Origin of the sequence: Solimonas sp. SE-A11, assembly GCF_030345715.1 — a bacterium.
Lineage (GTDB): Bacteria > Pseudomonadota > Gammaproteobacteria > Nevskiales > Nevskiaceae > Solimonas_A.
In genome coordinates this window covers 88,705-106,662 of the sequence record NZ_JAUASX010000005.1, presented here as the reverse complement: position 1 = coordinate 106,662, position 17,958 = coordinate 88,705, and the positions used below count along the sequence as shown (strand labels likewise).

15 protein-coding genes are annotated in these 17,958 nt (G+C 66.8%); 7 read left to right on the top strand and 8 right to left on the bottom strand.

The annotated features are described in order from the left end of the window. The first annotated feature begins 65 nt into the window (after window positions 1–65). Both QT386_RS08055 and QT386_RS08050 read left to right on the top strand, forming a co-directional pair. Window positions 66–2,930 (top strand): Rne/Rng family ribonuclease, encoded by a 2,865-nt coding sequence (locus tag QT386_RS08055; RefSeq protein WP_289273238.1) that lies wholly within the window; start codon window positions 66–68, stop codon window positions 2,928–2,930. 6 nt (window positions 2,931–2,936) lie between these two features. After that, window positions 2,937–4,271 (top strand): UDP-glucose/GDP-mannose dehydrogenase family protein, encoded by a 1,335-nt coding sequence (locus QT386_RS08050; RefSeq protein ID WP_289273237.1) that lies wholly within the window; start codon window positions 2,937–2,939, stop codon window positions 4,269–4,271. Window positions 4,272–4,328: 57 nt separating this feature from the next. On the opposite strand, the gene kdsB is transcribed toward QT386_RS08050, so the two are convergent. From kdsB to msbA, 4 genes are all read right to left on the bottom strand, one after another. Continuing rightward, the gene (gene kdsB, locus QT386_RS08045; protein ID WP_289273236.1) at window positions 4,329–5,093 is read right to left on the bottom strand and encodes a 3-deoxy-manno-octulosonate cytidylyltransferase; all 765 of its coding nucleotides are present in this window, start codon (window positions 5,091–5,093) and stop codon (window positions 4,329–4,331) included. Next, a complete protein-coding gene (locus QT386_RS08040) occupies window positions 5,090–5,272 on the bottom strand; it encodes a Trm112 family protein (RefSeq protein WP_289273235.1) in 183 nt (60 codons plus the stop codon). The genes kdsB and QT386_RS08040 overlap by 4 nt, the downstream gene beginning before the upstream one ends. A gap of 110 nt (window positions 5,273–5,382) precedes the next feature. Beyond that, window positions 5,383–6,393 (bottom strand): tetraacyldisaccharide 4'-kinase, encoded by a 1,011-nt coding sequence (lpxK, locus tag QT386_RS08035; protein ID WP_289273234.1) that lies wholly within the window; start codon window positions 6,391–6,393, stop codon window positions 5,383–5,385. Next, window positions 6,390–8,186: a lipid A export permease/ATP-binding protein MsbA gene (gene msbA, locus QT386_RS08030; protein WP_289273233.1), complete on the bottom strand. Its 1,797-nt coding sequence runs from the start codon at window positions 8,184–8,186 to the stop codon at window positions 6,390–6,392. Before msbA ends, lpxK begins: the two co-directional genes overlap by 4 nt. Window positions 8,187–8,260: 74 nt before the next feature. Between msbA and QT386_RS08025 the strand changes: the two genes are divergently transcribed. From QT386_RS08025 to QT386_RS08015, 3 genes are all read left to right on the top strand, one after another. Further along, a complete protein-coding gene (locus QT386_RS08025; RefSeq protein ID WP_367401410.1) occupies window positions 8,261–8,605 on the top strand; it encodes a histidine triad nucleotide-binding protein in 345 nt (114 codons plus the stop codon). Between the two features lie 113 nt (window positions 8,606–8,718). Further along, complete coding sequence (locus QT386_RS08020; RefSeq protein ID WP_289273231.1) at window positions 8,719–9,492, top strand: enoyl-CoA hydratase; 774 nt, start codon at window positions 8,719–8,721, stop codon at window positions 9,490–9,492. 91 nt (window positions 9,493–9,583) lie between these two features. Then, window positions 9,584–10,243, top strand: a complete 660-nt coding sequence (locus QT386_RS08015; RefSeq protein WP_289273230.1) for a TetR/AcrR family transcriptional regulator — start codon at window positions 9,584–9,586, stop codon at window positions 10,241–10,243. A 7-nt stretch (window positions 10,244–10,250) separates the two neighbouring features. Here QT386_RS08015 and QT386_RS08010 read toward each other — a convergent pair whose 3' ends face one another. Then, entirely contained in the window at window positions 10,251–10,673 is a 423-nt protein-coding gene (locus tag QT386_RS08010; RefSeq protein ID WP_289273229.1) for an MAPEG family protein, read from the bottom strand. Between the two features lie 8 nt (window positions 10,674–10,681). Beyond that, entirely contained in the window at window positions 10,682–11,992 is a 1,311-nt protein-coding gene (locus QT386_RS08005) for a sorbosone dehydrogenase family protein (protein WP_289273228.1), read from the bottom strand. A 135-nt stretch (window positions 11,993–12,127) separates the two neighbouring features. Between QT386_RS08005 and QT386_RS08000 the strand changes: the two genes are divergently transcribed. Continuing rightward, window positions 12,128–13,159, top strand: a complete 1,032-nt coding sequence (locus QT386_RS08000) for an isocitrate/isopropylmalate dehydrogenase family protein (RefSeq protein WP_289273227.1) — start codon at window positions 12,128–12,130, stop codon at window positions 13,157–13,159. Window positions 13,160–13,227: 68 nt separating this feature from the next. Here QT386_RS08000 and fadA read toward each other — a convergent pair whose 3' ends face one another. Together fadA and fadB are read right to left on the bottom strand one after the other, a co-directional pair. After that, window positions 13,228–14,388: an acetyl-CoA C-acyltransferase FadA gene (gene fadA / locus QT386_RS07995; protein WP_289273226.1), complete on the bottom strand. Its 1,161-nt coding sequence runs from the start codon at window positions 14,386–14,388 to the stop codon at window positions 13,228–13,230. Between the two features lie 34 nt (window positions 14,389–14,422). Next, complete coding sequence (fadB, locus tag QT386_RS07990) at window positions 14,423–16,573, bottom strand: fatty acid oxidation complex subunit alpha FadB (protein WP_289273225.1); 2,151 nt, start codon at window positions 16,571–16,573, stop codon at window positions 14,423–14,425. A gap of 560 nt (window positions 16,574–17,133) precedes the next feature. On the opposite strand from fadB, the gene QT386_RS07985 reads away from it, so the two are divergent. Continuing rightward, window positions 17,134–17,892, top strand: coding sequence for a hypothetical protein (locus QT386_RS07985; protein WP_289273224.1), 759 nt, complete (start codon window positions 17,134–17,136; stop codon window positions 17,890–17,892). Window positions 17,893–17,958: the final 66 nt, after the last annotated feature.

Genomic DNA, 17,958 nt, shown 5'->3' with positions numbered 1-17,958 from the left:
ACGCACCATGCCTGTCACTGAAATCTCCCCTGCCCTGCGGTCGAGCGTCATCAGACGAGACCAACATGAAACGCATTCTGATCAATGCCACGCAGCGCGAAGAGCTGCGCGTGGCGATCGTGGACGGGCAGAAACTCCATGACCTGGACATTGAGCACGCCTCCCGCGAGCAGAAAAAGGGCAATATCTACAAGGGGCGCATCACCCGCGTAGAGCCCAGCCTCGAAGCCTGCTTCGTCGACTACGGCGGAGAGCGCCACGGCTTCCTGCCGGTGAAGGAGATCGTCCGCTCCTATTTCAAGGGTGACGGCAAGAACCTGCGCGACCAGCTCGACGAGGGCCAGGAAATCATCGTCCAGGTCGAGAAGGAAGAGCGCGGCAACAAGGGCGCCGCCCTGACCACCTTTGTCTCGCTGGCCGGCCGCTACCTGGTACTGATGCCCAACAACCCGCGGGCCGGCGGCATTTCGCGCCGCGCCGACGGTGACGAGCGCGAGGAAGCCAAGGAGGCCCTCAACCAGCTCAACCTGCCGGACGGCATGGGGCTGATCATCCGCTCCAACGGCGTCGGCCGCACGGTCGAGGAACTGCAGTGGGATCTCGACCACCGCGTCAGCACCTGGAACGCGATCATCGCCGAGGCCGCCAAGCGTCAGGGCCCCTTCCTGATCTACCAGGAAAACAACATCGTCATGCGTGCGCTGCGCGATTACCTGCGCGCCGACATCGGCGAGGTGATCGTCGACAACGCCGAGATCTACGAGGAAGCCCGCGAGCAGCTGCAGTACTCCACGCCGCAGGACCTGCCCAAGCTCAAGCAGTACAGCGACGAAACGCCGCTGTTCCAGCGCTTCCAGGTGGAAAGCCAGATCGAACTGGCGCATGAACGCAACGTGCGCCTGCCCTCGGGCGGCTCGATCGTCATCGACCACACCGAGGCCCTGACCGCGATCGACATCAACTCCGCCAAAGCAACCGGCGGCCGCGACATTGAGGAAACCGCGTTCAACACCAACCTGGAAGCGGCCGAGGAAATCGCCCGCCAGCTGCGCCTGCGCGACCTTGGCGGCCTGATCGTCGTCGATTTCATCGACATGTCCAGCTCCAAGAACCAGAAGGAAGTCGAGCGGCGCCTGGAGCGCGCGGTCGAGATGGACCGCGCCCGCATCCAGCTGGGCCGCATCTCGCGCTTCGGCCTGCTGGAGCTGTCGCGCCAGCGCCTACGCCCCACCCTGGCCGAGCACACCCAGGTGGCCTGCCCGCGCTGCAGCGGCCGTGGCCACATCCGCAGCGTCGAGTCGCTGGCCCTGTCGATCCTGCGACTGATCGAGGAAGAGGCGATGAAGGAGCGCACCGGGCGCGTGATTGCGCAGGTGCCGGTGGACGTTGGCACCTTCCTGCTCAACGAGAAGCGCCTGAACGTGCGCGAGATCGAGGCGCGCTGCCGCGTGCACATCGCGATCGTGCCCAATGCGACCCTGCACACCCCGAACTTCGAGATCAAGCGCGTCCGCGCGGATCACCTGCAGCAGGATAACAACTCCGGCATTTCCTACGTGCTGGCGCAGAATTTCGACGCCGCAGCCCAGGAGGAACAGGCCAAGCCGCAGGCGCCGCAGCGCGCGCTGCAGGAGCCGGCGGTGAAGCAGATCGTGCCGGCAACGCCTGCGCCCATCGTCATCAAGCAGGAAGTGGTGGCGGCGCCTGCGCAGATGGTGGTCGTGCCCACCGAATCGGTCTGGACCAAGTTGATGCGCTGGCTGGGCTTCGGCACCAAACCGGCGGCGGAGGCCGCACCGGCCAAGGCCCTGCCCGACCAGCGCCGCCGCGACGAGCGCCGTGATGGCCGCGGCGGCAACAACCAGCGCCGCGACCAGGGCCGTGACCACAACCGCGGCGGCCAGCAGAACCAGCAGCGCCGTGACGGACAGCAGAGCCAGCAGAAGAATCGCGACGGCCAGCAGAACCAGCAGAAGAGCCGCGACGGCCAGCAGAATCAGCAGGGCCAGCAGAAGAACCGCGACGGCCAGCAGAACCAGCAGGGCCAGCAGAAGAACCGCGACGGCCAGCAGAACCAGCAGAACCAGCAGAAGAACCGCGATGGCCAGCAGAATCAGCAACGCCGCGACGGCCGCCCCGAGCGCCCGCCGCAGCCGACGCAGGAATTGCTGCCGCTGACTGCAGAAGACGCCGCGGCCGAACTGGCCGCCGAGGCCGCGGAAGCCGCGGGCACCCTGCCGGAAGGTACCGAGGGCCAGGCGACTCCAGGCGGGCGCAGCCTGCGCGGCCGTCGCAACCGTCGCAACCGCGGTCGTGGCGGAGACCGTGGCGGTGAAGGCCAGGGCCAGAACGCGCTGCCGGCCCCCGCTGCGGGCGTAATCGCGCTGACGGCTGAAGATGCGCTGGCGGGCAACATCCCGTCATCGGCCGCACCGGAATCGGAACTTCCGCATCCGGAAGAACAGCTGGCTGCTGTGGAAGACACCGCTGCGCCGCTGGAAAGCGCCACACTGCCGGTGATGGTGGAAGCCACGACGCCGGACACGGTCGCGGTCGAACCCGCGGCGGAATCCGAAGCCGTGCCGCCGGAAAGCGTCACGCCGGTCGCGGTCGTCGAAGTGGCCCCGGTCGCGGAGGCCAGCCCGGCCCAGGTCGTGGAGCAGGTCGCGGTGGAAGAAGCAGCGCCCATCGCCACCGCCCAGGCCGATCTCCTGCCCCCCGCGGAAACGACGGAGGAAGAGGTTCATGTGATCGCCATGGACAGCCCGGAAGATATCGCGGAGGCTGAGCAGGCCCCGCAGAAGTTCCGCAGCAGCGCTCCGGCCTCGGACTACTTCAAGCTGTTCGAAGAGCCGGCTGCCGAGAGCCCGGTCACAACGGCCGAGGCCGAGAACGCCGATAATCAGAAATCCGATAACACCCACTCCTGATTCCTCATGGATATCACCATTTTCGGCTCCGGCTACGTCGGACTCGTAACGGCGGCCTGCTTCGCGGACGCCGGCAACTCCGTTGTCTGCGTCGATGTCGACGCCAAGCGCGTGGAAACGCTGTCACGAGGCGAAGTCCCGTTCTACGAACCGGGCCTGGACCAGATCGTCAAGACCAACTTCCAGGAAGGCCGCCTGCGCTTCACGACCGATGCCGAGGAAGGCGTCCGCCATGGCCTGTTCCAGTTCATCGCCGTCGGCACGCCGCCGGGCGAGGACGGCTCCGCTGACCTGAAATACGTGCTGCAGGTGGCCGATACCATCGGCCGCCTGATGAGCGACTACCGCATCGTGGTCACCAAGTCGACCGTGCCGGTCGGCACGGCGGACAAGGTGCGCGACGCGGTGAAGGCCGCCCTGCAGAAGCGCGGCGAGAACGTCGAATACGATATCGTCTCCAATCCCGAGTTTCTCAAGGAAGGCGCCGCGATCCCCGACTTCACCAAGCCGGATCGCATCGTCATCGGCACCGACAATCCGCGCACGGCCGAACTGATGCGCGCGCTCTACGCGCCCTTCAACCACAACCATGATCGCGTGGTGGTGATGGACGTGCGCTCCTCGGAGCTTACCAAGTACGCGGCCAACGCCATGCTGGCGACCAAGATCAGCTTCATGAACGAGCTGGCCAACGTGGCCGAGAAGGTCGGCGCCGACATCGAGAAGGTGCGTATCGGCATCGGCTCGGATCCGCGCATCGGCTACCACTTCATCTACCCGGGCTGCGGCTACGGCGGTTCCTGCTTCCCCAAGGACGTCAAGGCGCTGGTGCATACCGCCGCCGAGTCGGGCCACCTGGCGGCCCTGCTGGCCGCGGTGGAGGACGTCAACGAGCGCCAGAAGCGCGTGCTGTTCGAGCGCATCCGCAGCCATTTCGGGGGCGAGCTGAAGGGCCGCACGGTGGCACTCTGGGGCCTGGCCTTCAAGCCCAACACCGACGACATGCGCGAAGCTTCCAGCCGCGTGCTGATGGAGTCGCTGTGGGATGCCGGCGCCAAGGTCCGCGCCTTCGACCCGGTGGCCATGCACGAGACGCGCAAGATCTACGGCGAGCGCGCCGACCTGGCGCTCTGCGACAGCGCCGAGGCGGCCTGCGACGGCGCCGACGTGCTGGCGATCGTCACCGAGTGGAAGCAGTTCCGCAGCCCCAACTTTGATCGCCTGGCCAAGCAGCTCAAGCAGCCGACGATCTTCGATGGCCGCAACCTCTACGATCCGCAGCTGCTGAAGCGCCTGGGCTTCACCTACTACAGCATCGGCCGCCAGCCGACCGCTCCCTGAAGGTGACGCTTCAACGAAAAAGGGCTCCTTGCGGAGCCCTTTTTCGTTGTGCCGCGCTCAGCGCGGCGGCTTGAGCAGGGCGATCACCGCCTGCAGGTCTTCCTCGGTGTCCACTCCGCGCGGCGGCGGGTTGTGGGTGATGCCCATCCTGATGCGGAAGCCATGCGTCAGCGCGCGCAGCTGTTCCAGTGCCTCGCAGTCCTCCAGCGGCGCCGCCGGCAACTGGCTGAACTCGGCCAGGGCCGCGACGCGGTAGGCGTACAGGCCGACATGGCGGTAGGCCAGGCCTTCCGGCATGCGCGGCTGTTCCCGCGTGGAGCCGTCACGCTTCCAGGGGATGGGGGCGCGCGAGAAATACAGTGCGTAGCCGCGGCGATCCATGACCACCTTGACCACGTTGGGATTGAGCCACTCCTCCTGCGCGTGCAGCGGATGGCACAGCGAGGCGATGTGAGCCTCGCTGTCGTCGGCGAGCAGCTGTGCCGCCTGGCTCACCAGTTCCGGCGGCATCAGCGGCTCGTCGCCCTGCAGGTTGACCACGACGGTATCGGCGGCCCAGCCGGCCGCCCGGGCAATCTCGTTGATGCGGTCGGTACCCGAGTTGTGGGTAGCGGCGGTCAAGCGCGCATCGGCGCCGAAGACGCGGCAGGCCTCGAGCACTTGCTCGGAATCAGTGGCGACGATGACCTCTCCTGCACCGCTCTTGCGGGCAGCCTCCCAGACATGGCGCAGCACCGGTTTGCCATGTACGTCGCGCAGGACCTTGTTCGGCAGACGGGTGGAGCCCAGGCGAGCCGGGATGACGACCTTGAAGCCCTTCATGCGTCCAGCTCGTCAGTGGCCAGTTCGCGGGCTTCTTCCTCGAGCATGACCGGGATGCCGTCACGCACCGGGTAGGCCAGGCGCGCACCGCGGCTCCACAGCTCCTGCCGTTCCGGGTGCCATTCCAGCGACCCCTGGCTGACGGGGCAGACGAGTATGTCGAGCAGGCGCTTGTCCATGTTTCCGGGGGGTGCTTGCAATGCGGGGGCAGCATTGTTGCACGCTTTACCCCCTCCGATGCCAGCGCGCGCCCGGCAAACCCGCCGGGACTGCCCTACCCCGGCCCGTGTCAGCGCGGTGTCGAGAATCCAGGGCCCGCGCGCCGCAGCTTACGTAGTTCGGCGAGCAGCCGCGTGTCACCGTCCGCCACGAAGCTCAGGTCGGCTGGCACGGCCCACCAGTGCGGCTGCGCGAAGGCACGGCACTTGACCGCGTCCTTCTCGGTCATCAGTACCGGCAGGCCATCGCCAAACTCGAGATCGGCCGGCACATAGGCGTGATGGTCGGCGAAGGCGTGCTCACGCAACTGCAGCCCCCGGACCCTCAGGCCGTCGAAGAACCGCGGGGGATTGCCGATGCCGGCAATCGCATGGACGTCCGCGGCCCCGAAGGCCGACAGCGGCCGTTGCTCGCCGTTGGCCAGGTTCACCGCCACTGCGGTCTCCAGTCGGAAGCCGATGGCGGTGGCGCCGAAGGCCGCCGGATCGCCACCGTTGACCAGGATCAGCGCAGCCGCGCGGGCACGCGCCGGCGGCTCCCGCAGCGGTCCGGCAGGCAGCAGCCAGCCGTTGCCATAGCCCCGCGCGCCGTCGACGATGCAAAGCTCCAGGTCCCGGGCCAGGCGGTAGTGCTGCAGGCCATCGTCACAGACCAGCACGTCGACCCCGGGGTGGCGTGCGAGCAGCAGGCGGCCGCCGGCCAGCCGGTCCGGGGCCACGGCGAGGGGCACGCCGCTGCGTTGCGCCATCAGTGCGGGTTCATCTCCGCAAAGCGCGGGATCGGTATCTGGCGATACCAGCATCGGGAACGGCCCGCGGCCACCGTAGCCGCGGCTGAGGATGCCCGGACGATGGCCGGCGCGGCGCAGGGCTTCCACCAGCCACAGGACGCTGGGGGTTTTCCCGGTGCCGCCGACGGCCACGTTGCCGACCACGATCACCGGCACCGGCAGGCGCTGGGCCTGCCGCCGGCGCGCATCGGCCAGATGGGCCGCCACGGCACCGTAGGCGCGGGACAGGGGACGCAGCCACAGTGGCGGCGGCGCGGACCGGTACCAGACCCGCTCCAGCCAGGCCTTCATCCGCCGGCCGGTTCGCCGCTGTCGCCCGCTTCGTCGCGGAACTGCAGACTGTGCAACGCCGAATAGGTGCCCTGCAGCGCCAGCAGTTCGGCATGGGTGCCCTGCTCTACCACCTGGCCGTCGCGCATGACCACGATCAGGTCGGCGTTCTGGATGGTGGAGAGGCGGTGCGCGATCACCAGGGTGGTGCGGCCCTTGACCAGTGCCTCGAGCGCGCTCTGGATGTAGCGTTCGGACTCTGTATCCAGCGCCGAGGTGGCTTCGTCCAGGATCAGGATCGGAGCGTTCTTGGCCAGCGCCCGCGCGATGGCGATGCGCTGGCGCTGGCCGCCGGAGAGCTTGTTGCCGTTCTGGCCGATCGGAGTCTGCAAGCCCTGCGGCAGGCGGCTGATGAACTCCCAGGCGTAGGCGGCCTTGGCCGCCTCGATGATGCGGGCCTCGTCCGGCACGGGATCGATGCCGTAGGCGATGTTCTCCGCCACCGTGGCATCGAACAGGCGCACCTGCTGATCCACCAGGGCGATCTGCGCGCGCAGGCTGTCCAGGGGATACTCGCGCACGTCGTGGCCGTCCACCTTCACCACGCCGGATTCGGTGTCGTAGAAGCGCGGGAGCAACGCCAGCAAGGTGGACTTGCCACTGCCCGACGCGCCGACGAAGGCCACGGTCTGGCCCGGCTTCACGGTGACCGTCACGCCTCGCAAGGCCTGGGACGACTGCGTGGCATAGCGGAACCGCACGTCCTGGAACTCCACCAGTCCCTGGGCGCGCTGCAGCGGCCGCGTTCCGCCGACGGGCTCGACGTCTTCAGCCATCAGCTTGAACACGTCGGTGGCCGCGGCGATGCCACGCTGCAGGCGCTCGTTGACGTTGGTCAGGCTCTTCAGCGGGTTCATCAACGACAGCATGGCGCCGAGGAAGGACACGAAGGTGCCTGGCGTGATCTCGTGCAGCAGGTCGGGCCGCGTGGCGAAGTAGATGATGAAGGCCACCGCCCAGGCGGAGATGAACTGGATCAGGGCGTCGCTGCCGGACTTGGTGGCGACCAGCTTCATCGACAGCCAGCGCTGCTGCTCGTTGACGCCTTCGAAGCGCTGGCGCTCCTGCTGCTGCCCGTTGTAGATCTTGATGACCCGCTGGCCGCCGATGGCCTCCTCGGAGGCCTGCGTGACGATGCCGATGTTCTGCTGGATGCGGCCCGATACCTTGCGGAAGCGGCGGCTGACATAGGAGATGACGCCCGCGATCAGCGGCGCAACGCCCAGACAGAACAGCGTCAGCTCCCAGTTCAGCCAGAACATCCAGGCCAGCAGGCCGATCACGGTCAGGCCATCCTTGATGATCGAGGTGAACGCGGTGGTCACCGCCTCGGCAACCTGCTCGACGTGATAGGTCAGGCGCGCGATCAACTGGCCGCTGCTCATGCGGTCATAGAAATTCGAAGGCAGCCGCAGCAGGTGGTCGAAGAGCTCGCCGCGCAGGGCCTTGATCACCTGCCGCCCGATCCAGGACATGCCGAAGGAGGAGATGAACTCCGAGATGCCGCGCATCAGGAACAGGCCGACGATGGCCCAGGGCACCCAGCGGATCACCTCCGGGTCGCGCTCGACAAAGGTCCCGTCGAGCAGCGGCTTGACCAGGGACATGAAGCCCACCTGGGTCGCGGCGGCCAGGATCATGCCCACCGAGGCCAGCAGGAAGACCGGCCAGTAAGGCCGGGTGTAGCCGAGGAGTCGGCGGTAGACGGCCATCGGCCGGAAATCGCCGGCTACGGTCGGATGAGGTTCGGTCATGGGTGGGAATGGTAACAAACGCCGGGCTGGGCGCCGCTCATGGCTTACACTGGGAATCCCTGATCCAGGAGCCCCTGATGGCGAAGACGCTGTTCGAGAAGATCATCGACCGGGAAATCCCCGCCACGATCGTCCACGAGGACGAGCATTGCGTAGCGATCCAGGACATCAATCCTGGCGCGCCCATGCACCTTCTGCTGATCCCGCGCAAACCGATCCCCCGCCTCTGCGACGCTGGCCCCGAGGACCAGGCCCTGCTGGGCCACCTGATGCTGTCCGCCGGCAAGATCGCCGCGGCCTACGGTTACGGCGAGGCCTTCCGCCTGGTGGTGAACAATGGCGCAGACGCAGGCCAATCGGTGTTCCACCTTCATCTGCACCTGATCGGCGGGCGCCCGCTGAAGTGGCCGCCGGGCTGAAAACCCCTCGGTGACCCGAGCGCCAGCGAGCGTCGTCCAGCGGGACGAGAGGCGCCGATTCCGGCTGCCTTAGAATGGCGCCATTCCCTTTTTTCACCCCTTGGAGCCATCCGATGACCACCGAACATGTCCTGACCGAGCTGCAGGACCGGGTCTGCACGATCCGCATGAACCGCCTCGACAAGAAGAACGCCCTGACTACGGCGATGTACGAAGGCATCACCGCCGCCCTGCTGAAGGCCGAGGCCGATCCGGAGGCGCGGGTCATCCTGCTGGCCGGCTCCAATGACTGCTTCACCAGCGGCAACGACCTGGCGGACTTCCTGCAGAACCCGCCCCAGGGCGACGACAGCGCCGTGGCGCGCTTCATGCGCACGCTGGCCACGGCCAGGAAGCCGGTAGTGGCGGCGGTCAACGGCATCGCCGTGGGCGTGGGCACAACGCTGCTGTTGCACTGCGACCTGGTCTATGCCGGCGAGAAGACTCGTTTCCACCTGCCCTTCGTCAACATCGGCATCTGCCCGGAGTTTGCATCCACCTACATCCTGCCGCGCCTGATGGGCCACCAGAAGGCGGCCGAGCTGTGCCTGCTGGCGGAGCCCTTCGACGCTGCCACGGCGCGGGAAGCCGGCCTGGTCAATGCTGTCCTGCCCAATGACCAGAGCGAGGCCAAGGCACGCGAGGCGGCCCTGAAGCTGGCGGCGCAGCCGCCCAACGCCCTGCGCACCAGCAAGGCCCTGCTGAAGCGCTGGCGCGAGGACCTGGTGGTGGACGCGATCCGCATCGAGGCGGACAAGTTCATCCCCATGCTGGGTATGCCCGAGGCCCGCGAGGCCATGGGCGCCTTCATGCAGAAGCGCAAGCCGGACTTCTCCAAGTTCAGCTGAGGCCCGCTTCACTCCGGGGCCGCCCTTGACAGCGGGCGGCCCCGGGGTGGAATGTGACACACCCGTCACACAGCCTCGACCGGTCCCGTCAATGCAGACGTCCAGCGGCAAGCGAGAGCAGAACAAGCTGGCCAATCGTGCGTCGATCCTCGATAGCGCGCGCCGGCTGTTCGCCGAACAGGGCTACGACGCCGTCACCATCCGCGACGTCATCCGCGCCACGCCGCTGGCCTCGGGCACCTTCTACAACTACTTCCCGGACAAGGAATCGCTGCTGCGCTCCCTAGTCGAGGAGCGCCTGTCGGAGCTGACCGATCGCCTGACCCAGGTCCGGCGCACGGCCGATACCCTCGAGCAGTTCATGCAGGGCGCCTTCCTCACCACGTTCGAGGAAATCTGCGCGCACCCGGACTTCTACCGGATGATGTTCCGCAACGAGCCGGTGATCCGCGCATTCTTCACGGACAACGTCTTCGGCCACACCATACGCATGCTGAAGATCGACCTCGCCGACGCCGTGGCGCGCGGCCTGCTGGCGGACATCAACGTGGACTACCTGACCGCGACGATCTTCGGCAGCGCCTACGAACTCAGCCGCACGCTGGTGGAGCGCAAGAATCCCGATCCGCGCGAGGCAGCGATGTTCGTCGCCCGCCTGCTGATCAACGGCCTGGCCAACCTGCAGCCGGAGCCGTCCGGCGGCGAACTGATCCGCCGCGGCTCGCTGCTGCTCAGGGGCGCGGCCCGCTGAGCTCCACTCAGAGCACGGCGCCGAGGATCAGGGCTGCCATCCACAGCGTCGCTCCTACGCCGACCGCATAGGACACGGTGCGCCAGGGCTGCAACCCGGCGAGATAGCACAGCGTGTGGGCCACCCGCGCCGCCACGAAGCTGCCGAACAGCCAGGGAGCCGCGGTGGCCGACAAGCCCAGTTGCACGTAGGCGATCCCCAGGGCCAGGAAGATGGGAATGTTCTCCAGGTCATTGGCCCAGGCGCGGGCGGCGCGCTGCACCTGCGGAAGTTCCTCGGCCACCGGCGCCCGGCCGACGAAAGCGGCGTCCTCCGGCGTCTTGAATTGTTGCCGGCTGATGCGATACCAGCCCTGGTAGAGCGAAATCCCGAACATCTTGGCGAACAGCAGCACGGTGCTGAGCGCGTACCAGTGAAGTGGCGTTTCCATGACGATCCTCAGGGCTTTACGGCGCTGACGCGCCAGATGACGTTGCCGACGTCGTCGGCCACCAGCAGCGCGCCGCCCTTGTCCAGGGCCACGCCTACCGGGCGACCCAGGGCCTTGCCCTCGCCGCTCAGGAAGCCGGTCAGCACGTCCAGCGGCTGGCCATTGGGCTTGCCGTCCGCGAAGGGTACGAAGATCACCTTGTAGCCGCTGTGCGGCTTGCGGTTCCAGGAACCATGCTGACCCACGAACATGCCTGCGGCGTAGGCTGCCGGCAGCGAGGTCCCCCCGGAGTGCGCCAGGCCCAGCGAGGCGGTGTGCGGGCCCAGGGCGTAGTCGGGCGCGATCGCCTTGGCCACCAGATCCGGCTGCTGCGGCTTGACCCGCTCATCCACGTGCTGGCCCCAGTAGCTCCAGGGCCAGCCGTAGAAGCCGCCGCTGCGCACCGAGGTCATGTAGTCCGGTACCAGGTCGCTGCCCAGTTCGTCGCGCTCGTTGACCGCCGTCCACAGGGCACCGGTGACCGGTTCCCAGGCCAGGCCCACCGGGTTGCGCAGACCATAGGCGTAGATGCGCTTGTCGCCGGTCCTGGCGTCGATCTCCCAGATCAGTGCCCGCCCCTCCTCCACGTCCATGCCGGCCTCGCCGATGTTGCTGTTGGCACCGACGCCGACATACAGCCGCGTGCCGTCTGGGCTGGCGATCAGGCTCTTGGTCCAGTGGCGATTGATGTCGCCCGCCGGCAGGTCCGTCAGCGGTGCGCCCGGCGCGGCGAGCGACGTGGCGCCCGGGGTATAGGCATAGCGCAGCACCGCGTCGGTGTTGGCGACGAAGAAGTCACCGCCGATGAGGGCCATGCCGAAGGGCGAGTTCAGGTCCTTGAGGAAGACCGAGCGCTGGTCGGCAACGCCGTCGTCATCGGTGTCGCGCAGCAGCGTGATGCGGTTGGCGCTGGGCACGCCGGCACCGGCCTTCTTCATCACTGCCTTCTCCACGCGGCCGACGATGCCGCGCGGCGGATTGGCCGGGGCATTGCTCTCCGCCACCAGCACGTCGCCGTTGGGCAGCACCTCGATCCAGCGCGGATGATCCAGGCCATCGGCGAAGGCCTGGACCTGCAGGCCTTCGGCCGGCTGCGGCTTGCCGCCGGCGGGCCAGCCCTGCGCCGGGGCGATGTTCACCACCGGCAGCAGCGTGCGGCCCGGCGCCGGCAGCTTGGGGTTGGGACCGGTGCCGTCGGATACCGGCAGTTGAGCGCTGCCACCACAGGCGGCGAGCAACAGGACAAGGGAGGCGGTGACGGCGAAGCGTTGCAGGGGCATGACGGATACCGTGTCTGATTCGATGCGGCCATGTTACGCGAGGAAACGGATTTCGCATCGCGCGGGGCGGATCGCACCGGATCGCGCCGCAGGGGATACAGTGGCCGCTCCATCCCAGCAGAACGAGAACCGCGCATGAGCAGCCGCATCGCAGCCACCCTGATCCCCGGCGATGGTATCGGCCCCGAGATCGTCGAAGCCACGCTGGCCGCTCTGGAAGCGCTGGGCGTGGACTTCGACTGGGACATCCAGCAGGCGGGCCTGGCGGCGGTACGGAGCGTCGGCGACCCCCTGCCCGATGCCGTGCTGGACAGCATCCGCCGCACGCGCCTGGCACTGAAGGGTCCGCTGGAGACGCCCTCCGGCAGTGGCTACCGTTCCAGCAACGTGCGCCTGCGCGAGGCCTTCAAGCTCTACGCCAACGTGCGCCCGGCGCGCACGCTGATCCCCGGCGGGCGCTACGACAACATCGACCTGATGGTCTACCGCGAGAATCTCGAAGGCCTGTACATGGGCTACGAGCACTACATCGCGATGGACGGCGATCCGGAGGCCGTTGCCATCGCCACCGGCGTCAACACGCGCCAGGGCTCGCATCGCCTGCTGGAGTACGCCTTCGAGCACGCCATCGCTCTGGGCCGCAAGAAAATCGCGGTGGTACACAAGGCCAACATCATGAAGGCGCTGACCGGCATCTTCCTGGACGAGGCGCGCAAACTGTACCAGCAGAGGTACCAGGGCCGTATCGAGATGCAGGAGGTGATCATCGACGCCTGCGCGATGAAGCTGGTGCTGAATCCCTGGCAGTTCGACGCGCTGGTCACCACCAACCTGTTCGGCGACATCCTGTCGGACCTCGTCGCCGGCTTGGTCGGCGGCCTTGGCATGGCACCGGGCGCCAACATCGGTGCCGACGCGGCGATCTTCGAGGCAGTGCACGGCTCGGCGCCGGACATTGCCGGCAAGGGCATCGCCAACCCGGTGGCGCTGATGTTGGCGGCGGCGATGATGCTGGATCACCTCAAGCTCAACGACGCGGCGACGCGCCTGCGCCAGGCAATCAACGACACCTTCAACGTGGACGGCGTGCGCACCGGCGACCTCGGCGGCACGGCGGACACCAAGGCCTTCACCAAAGCGCTGGTGGCGCGGATCCGCAACGGCTGAGCGGATCGCGCACAACGAAAAAGGCCGGGTCTCCCCGGCCTCTTTTCGTTACTGCTGACGCTACCGGCTCACACGCGCTCCAGCACCGTGGCCACACCCTGGCCCATGCCGATGCACATGGTGGCGACGCCGAACTGCGCGTTCTTCTCCTGCAGCACATGCGCCAGGGCGCCGGTGATGCGCGCGCCGGAGCAGCCCAGCGGGTGGCCCAGGGCGATGGCGCCGCCCTTGATGTTGATGCGATCGGCCTTGTCCGTGATCTTGAGGTCCTTCATCACCGCCAGCGACTGCGCGGCGAAGGCCTCGTTGAGCTCGAAGTAGTCGATGTCGCCGATCGACAGGCCGGCGCGCTTCAGCGCCTTCTGCGTCGCCGGCACCGGGCCGATACCCATGATCGCGGCGTTGCAGCCGGCCGAGGCCATGCCACGGATCTTCGCCAGCGGCTTCAGGCCCAGGGCCTTGGCCTTCTCGGCGGACATGATCAGCACGCAGGAAGCACCATCGGAGATCGCGGAGCTGTTGCCGGCGGTGACGCTGCCTTTCGGGTTGAAGGCCGGCTTGAGCTTGCCGAGGTCGGCGATGTTGGCGTCGGTGCGGACCACTTCATCGTAGTCCACCAGCAGCGGCGCGCCGTCGGCATCGTGGCCTTCCACCGCGACGATCTGGTTCTTGTACTCGCCGTTCTTGAAAGCGGCATAGGCCTTCTGGTGCGAGGCCAGGGCGAACTCGTCCTGCTGCTGGCGGTTGATCTGGTGGGTCTGCGTCAGCATTTCCGCGGTCAGGCCCATCATCGCCGAAGCCTTGGCGGTGTTCAGGGTCAGCTCGGGGTCGCCGTCGAAGCCGTGCGTCATGGGCACGTGGCCCATGTGCTCGACGCCGCCGCAGATGTAGGTGTCACCCATGCCGGACAGGATGTTGCCCACGGCGGTGTGGATGGCGGTCATCGAGGAGCCGCAGAGGCGGTTCACGGTCTGGCCCGAGACTTCCTTGGGCAGGCCGGCCAGCAGCAGCGCGTTGCGGGCGATGTTGAAGCCCTGCTCCAGGGTCTGGATCACGCAGCCCCAGATCACGTCTTCCACTTCCTTCGGGTTCACCGCCGGGTTGCGGGCGAGGATCGCCTGCATCAGGTCGGCGGACAGCTTCTCGGCGCGCACGTTGCGGAACACGCCACCGCGCGAACGACCCATCGGGGTGCGGATCGCGTCGACAATCACAACTTCAGTCGTCATCTCAAAATCTCCGGAATTCTTTCGTGCGCGAGACTTACTTGGGGAAGTAGGTCTTGCCTTCGGCGGCCATCTTCTTCATCGACTCGGTCGGCTCGTAGAGCTTGCCGAGGTGGGCGTACTGGGCCGCCTTCTCGAGGATGGTCTTCATACCGATGGTGTCGGCGTACTTGAGGGCGCCGCCGCGGAACGGCGGGAAGCCGATACCCAGGATCAGGCCCATGTCGGCCTCGGTCGGGGTCTCGACGATGCCTTCATCCAGGCAGCGCACGGTCTCGATGATCATCGGCAGCATCAGGCGGTCGACGATCTCGGCTTCCGAGAACTCCTTCTTGGGGGCCGTGGCGACCGAGGCGATCAGCTGCTCGGTTTCCGGATCGATCTTCTTGACCGGCTTGCCCTTGGGGTCGGTCTCGTACTTGAAGAAACCGATGCCGTTCTTCTGGCCGTAGCGCTTGTTCTCGTACATCACGTCCAGCGCGGACTTGAATTCCTTGTTGGACATGCGGTCCGGGTAACCCTCGGCCAGCACGTCGCCGACGTGGTGCGAGGTGTCGATGCCGACCACGTCCTGCAGGTACGACGGGCCCATGGGCCAGCCGAAGTTCTCCATGACCTTGTCGATCTGCAGGTAGTCGCCGCCGTCACGCAGCAGGGCCGACCAGCCGCCGAAGTACGGGAACAGGATGCGGTTGACCAGGAAGCCCGGGCAGTTCTTCACCACGATGGCGTTCTTACCCATGGCGGTGGCGTAGGCAACCGTGGTGGCGATGGCCTCCTTGGAGGTCTTCTCGCCGTAGATCACCTCGACCAGCGGCATGCGGTGCACCGGGTTGAAGAAGTGCATGCCGAGGAAGTTCTCGGGCGACTTCACCGCGGTGGCCAACTCGTCGATCGAGATGGAGGAGGTGTTGGAGGCGATGATCGTGCCCGGCTTGACCTGGGACTCGACCTCGGCCAGCACCGACTTCTTGATCTTCGGGTTTTCGACCACGGCCTCGACGACGATATCCACGTTCTGGAAGTCGCCGTAGTTCAGCGTCGGGCGGATGTCGGCCAGGATCTTGCCGGCCTTCTCCGGGGTCAGCTTCTTGCCGACCTGCTTGGAGACCAGCTTGTTGGCCTCGCTCATGCCCAGGTCCAGCGCCTTGTCGGCGATGTCCTTCATGATGATCGGCGTGCCCTTGGAGGCGCTCTGGTAGGCAATGCCGCCACCCATGATGCCGGCACCGAGAACGGCGGCCTGCTTCACGGGCTTGGCGATCTTGCCGGCGGCCTTGGCCTTCTTCTTCAGCAGCTGGTCGTTCAGGAACAGGCCGATCAGGGCGTCGGCGGCGGTGGTCTTGGCGATCTTGGCGAAGGCCTGGCCCTCGATCTTCAGCGCGTCGTCACGGCCCTTGCCGGCGGCCTTCTGGATCGCGGTGACCGCGGCCAGCGGGGCCGGGTAGTTCTTGCCAGCCTTGCCGGCGATGAAGCCCTTGGCGGTCTCGAAGACCATCATGGATTCCATCATGTCGAGCTTCAGCGGGCCGGTCTTCTGAGCGCGACGCGCCTTCCAGTCGTACTTGCCGGCGATGGCCTGCTCCAGCAGCTTCAGGGCCGCGGCCTTGAGCTTGTCCGGCGCCACGACGGCGTCGACCGCGTGGACCTTCAGCGCGGCGTCAGGCTTCACCGGGTCGCCGCCGGCGATCCACTCGATGGCATTGTCGGCGCCGATCAGGCGCGGCAGGCGCACGGTGCCGCCGAAACCGGGGAACAGGCCCAGCTTGGCCTCGGGCAGGCCGATCTGGGCGGTGGCGCTGGCAACGCGGTAGTCGGTGGACAGCGCCATCTCGAAGCCGCCGCCCAGGGCGACGCCGTTGATCACGGTGACCGTGGGGAACGGCAGGTCCTCGATGGCGGAGAACACCTTGTTGGACTCGACGGTCCAGCCGGCGATCTCTTCTTCGGAAGCCTGGAACTTGCTGCCGAACTCGGTGATGTCGGCGCCGACGATGAAGACGTCCTTGGCGCTGGTCACGAGCAGGCCCTTGATGTCGCCGGCCTTGGCCAGCGCGGCACCAGCCTCGCCCAGTTCCTTGACGGTAGCGGCGTCGAACTTGTTGATGACGTCGTTCTGGCGGTCAAAGCACAGTTCGGCGATGCCGCCGTCGAGCTTTGACACCCGGATGGATTGCCCCTGGTACATGGTCACCTCTTGAGGATTTAAGAAAAAATGGAAATTGCGCGGCGAAAGACGGCCGCAGCCGAAATGAAGAGGCGGCAATCATAACGACCGCCCCCCCCTGCGACAACCGAAACGGCCCCGCCCGGACAGGCCGGGGTGCCGCCTAAACCTGCGCCACTGAAAAATTTTTGACACTGATTCATCACACGCCCTACACTCATGAAAAGCTTGCAGGGAAAATGTCAAGGGGAGTTGGACGGCTGCAGGAAAGCGGCGAACCCGGCCTTATGAACGGCACTACAGACGCCGTCGGCACGGAGGATGGCCCGGAAGGCCAGCGCAGGTCGCTCGTTCCAGCATACAAGTCCAGATCGGCCGGTCATCGTGGCGACCCGGGGCCGATAGACATTTTCACTCCAAACTGGATTCGCTTGATGTCGCCCGTTTCGGGCGGCAAAAGTAAAAGAATGTCGCCTCGCAGCGGCCAGGCCGCTGCAGGATGACGATATGGTGTGTCGTATCGACCGCCCATGAGTCCCTGGCCTACCGCGGCCGCTATACGTTTGGAGCTTGTTGAACTTATGAAGAAGCCGAGCAAATCCAGCGGCAAGGCCGCGAAGAAGACCGTTTCCAAGGTCAAGGCTCAAGCCAAGAAGGCTCAGAGCACGGCCAAGAAGACCGTCGCCAAGGCCAAGGTGCAGGCCAAGAAGGCCGTGAAGAAGCCGGTCGCCAAGGCCAAGGCTGCCGTCAAGAAGCCGGTGGCCAAGGCCAAGAAGGCGCAGGTCGCCGTCAAGAAGGCCGTCAAGAAGCAGGTCGCCAAGGCCAAGGTCGCCGTCAAGAAGCAGGTCACCAAGGCCAAGGCCGTCGTCAAGAAAGACGTCGCCAAGGCCAAGACCGTGGTCAAGAAGGACGTGGCCAAGGTCAAGGCCGCCGTGAAGAAGGACGTGGCCAAGGTCAAGGCCGTGGTCAAGAAGGATGTGGCCAAGGCCAAGGCTGCGGTGGAGAAGGTCGTCGCCAAGGCACCGGCACCCAAGCCCGCGGCCAAGCCTGCCGCCCCCGCCAAGCCTGCTCCGGCCAAGCCCGCCGCCGCCCCCCAGGGCACTGTAGCCAAGGCCAAGGCCAAGATCAGCGAAGCCACCGAGAAGGTCGTGAGCGCGGTGCAGGCCGCCATCACGCCGTCGCCCGGTTCGCGCGCCTTCCTCGCCACCTCGCAGGGCAAGAAGGAAGCGGCCACCACTCCTGCCCCGGCCCCGGCAGCCGCTCCGGCCTCCGAGCCGGCTCCGGCTGCTGCATCCGACGCGCCGCCGGCCCCGCCGAGCCAGGGCAGCCTGCTGCCCTGAGCCGCGGTACCTGAAAAGCCCGCCGGCACCCCCGGCGGGCTTTTTTTGTGTCCCCGGCTCACGTCT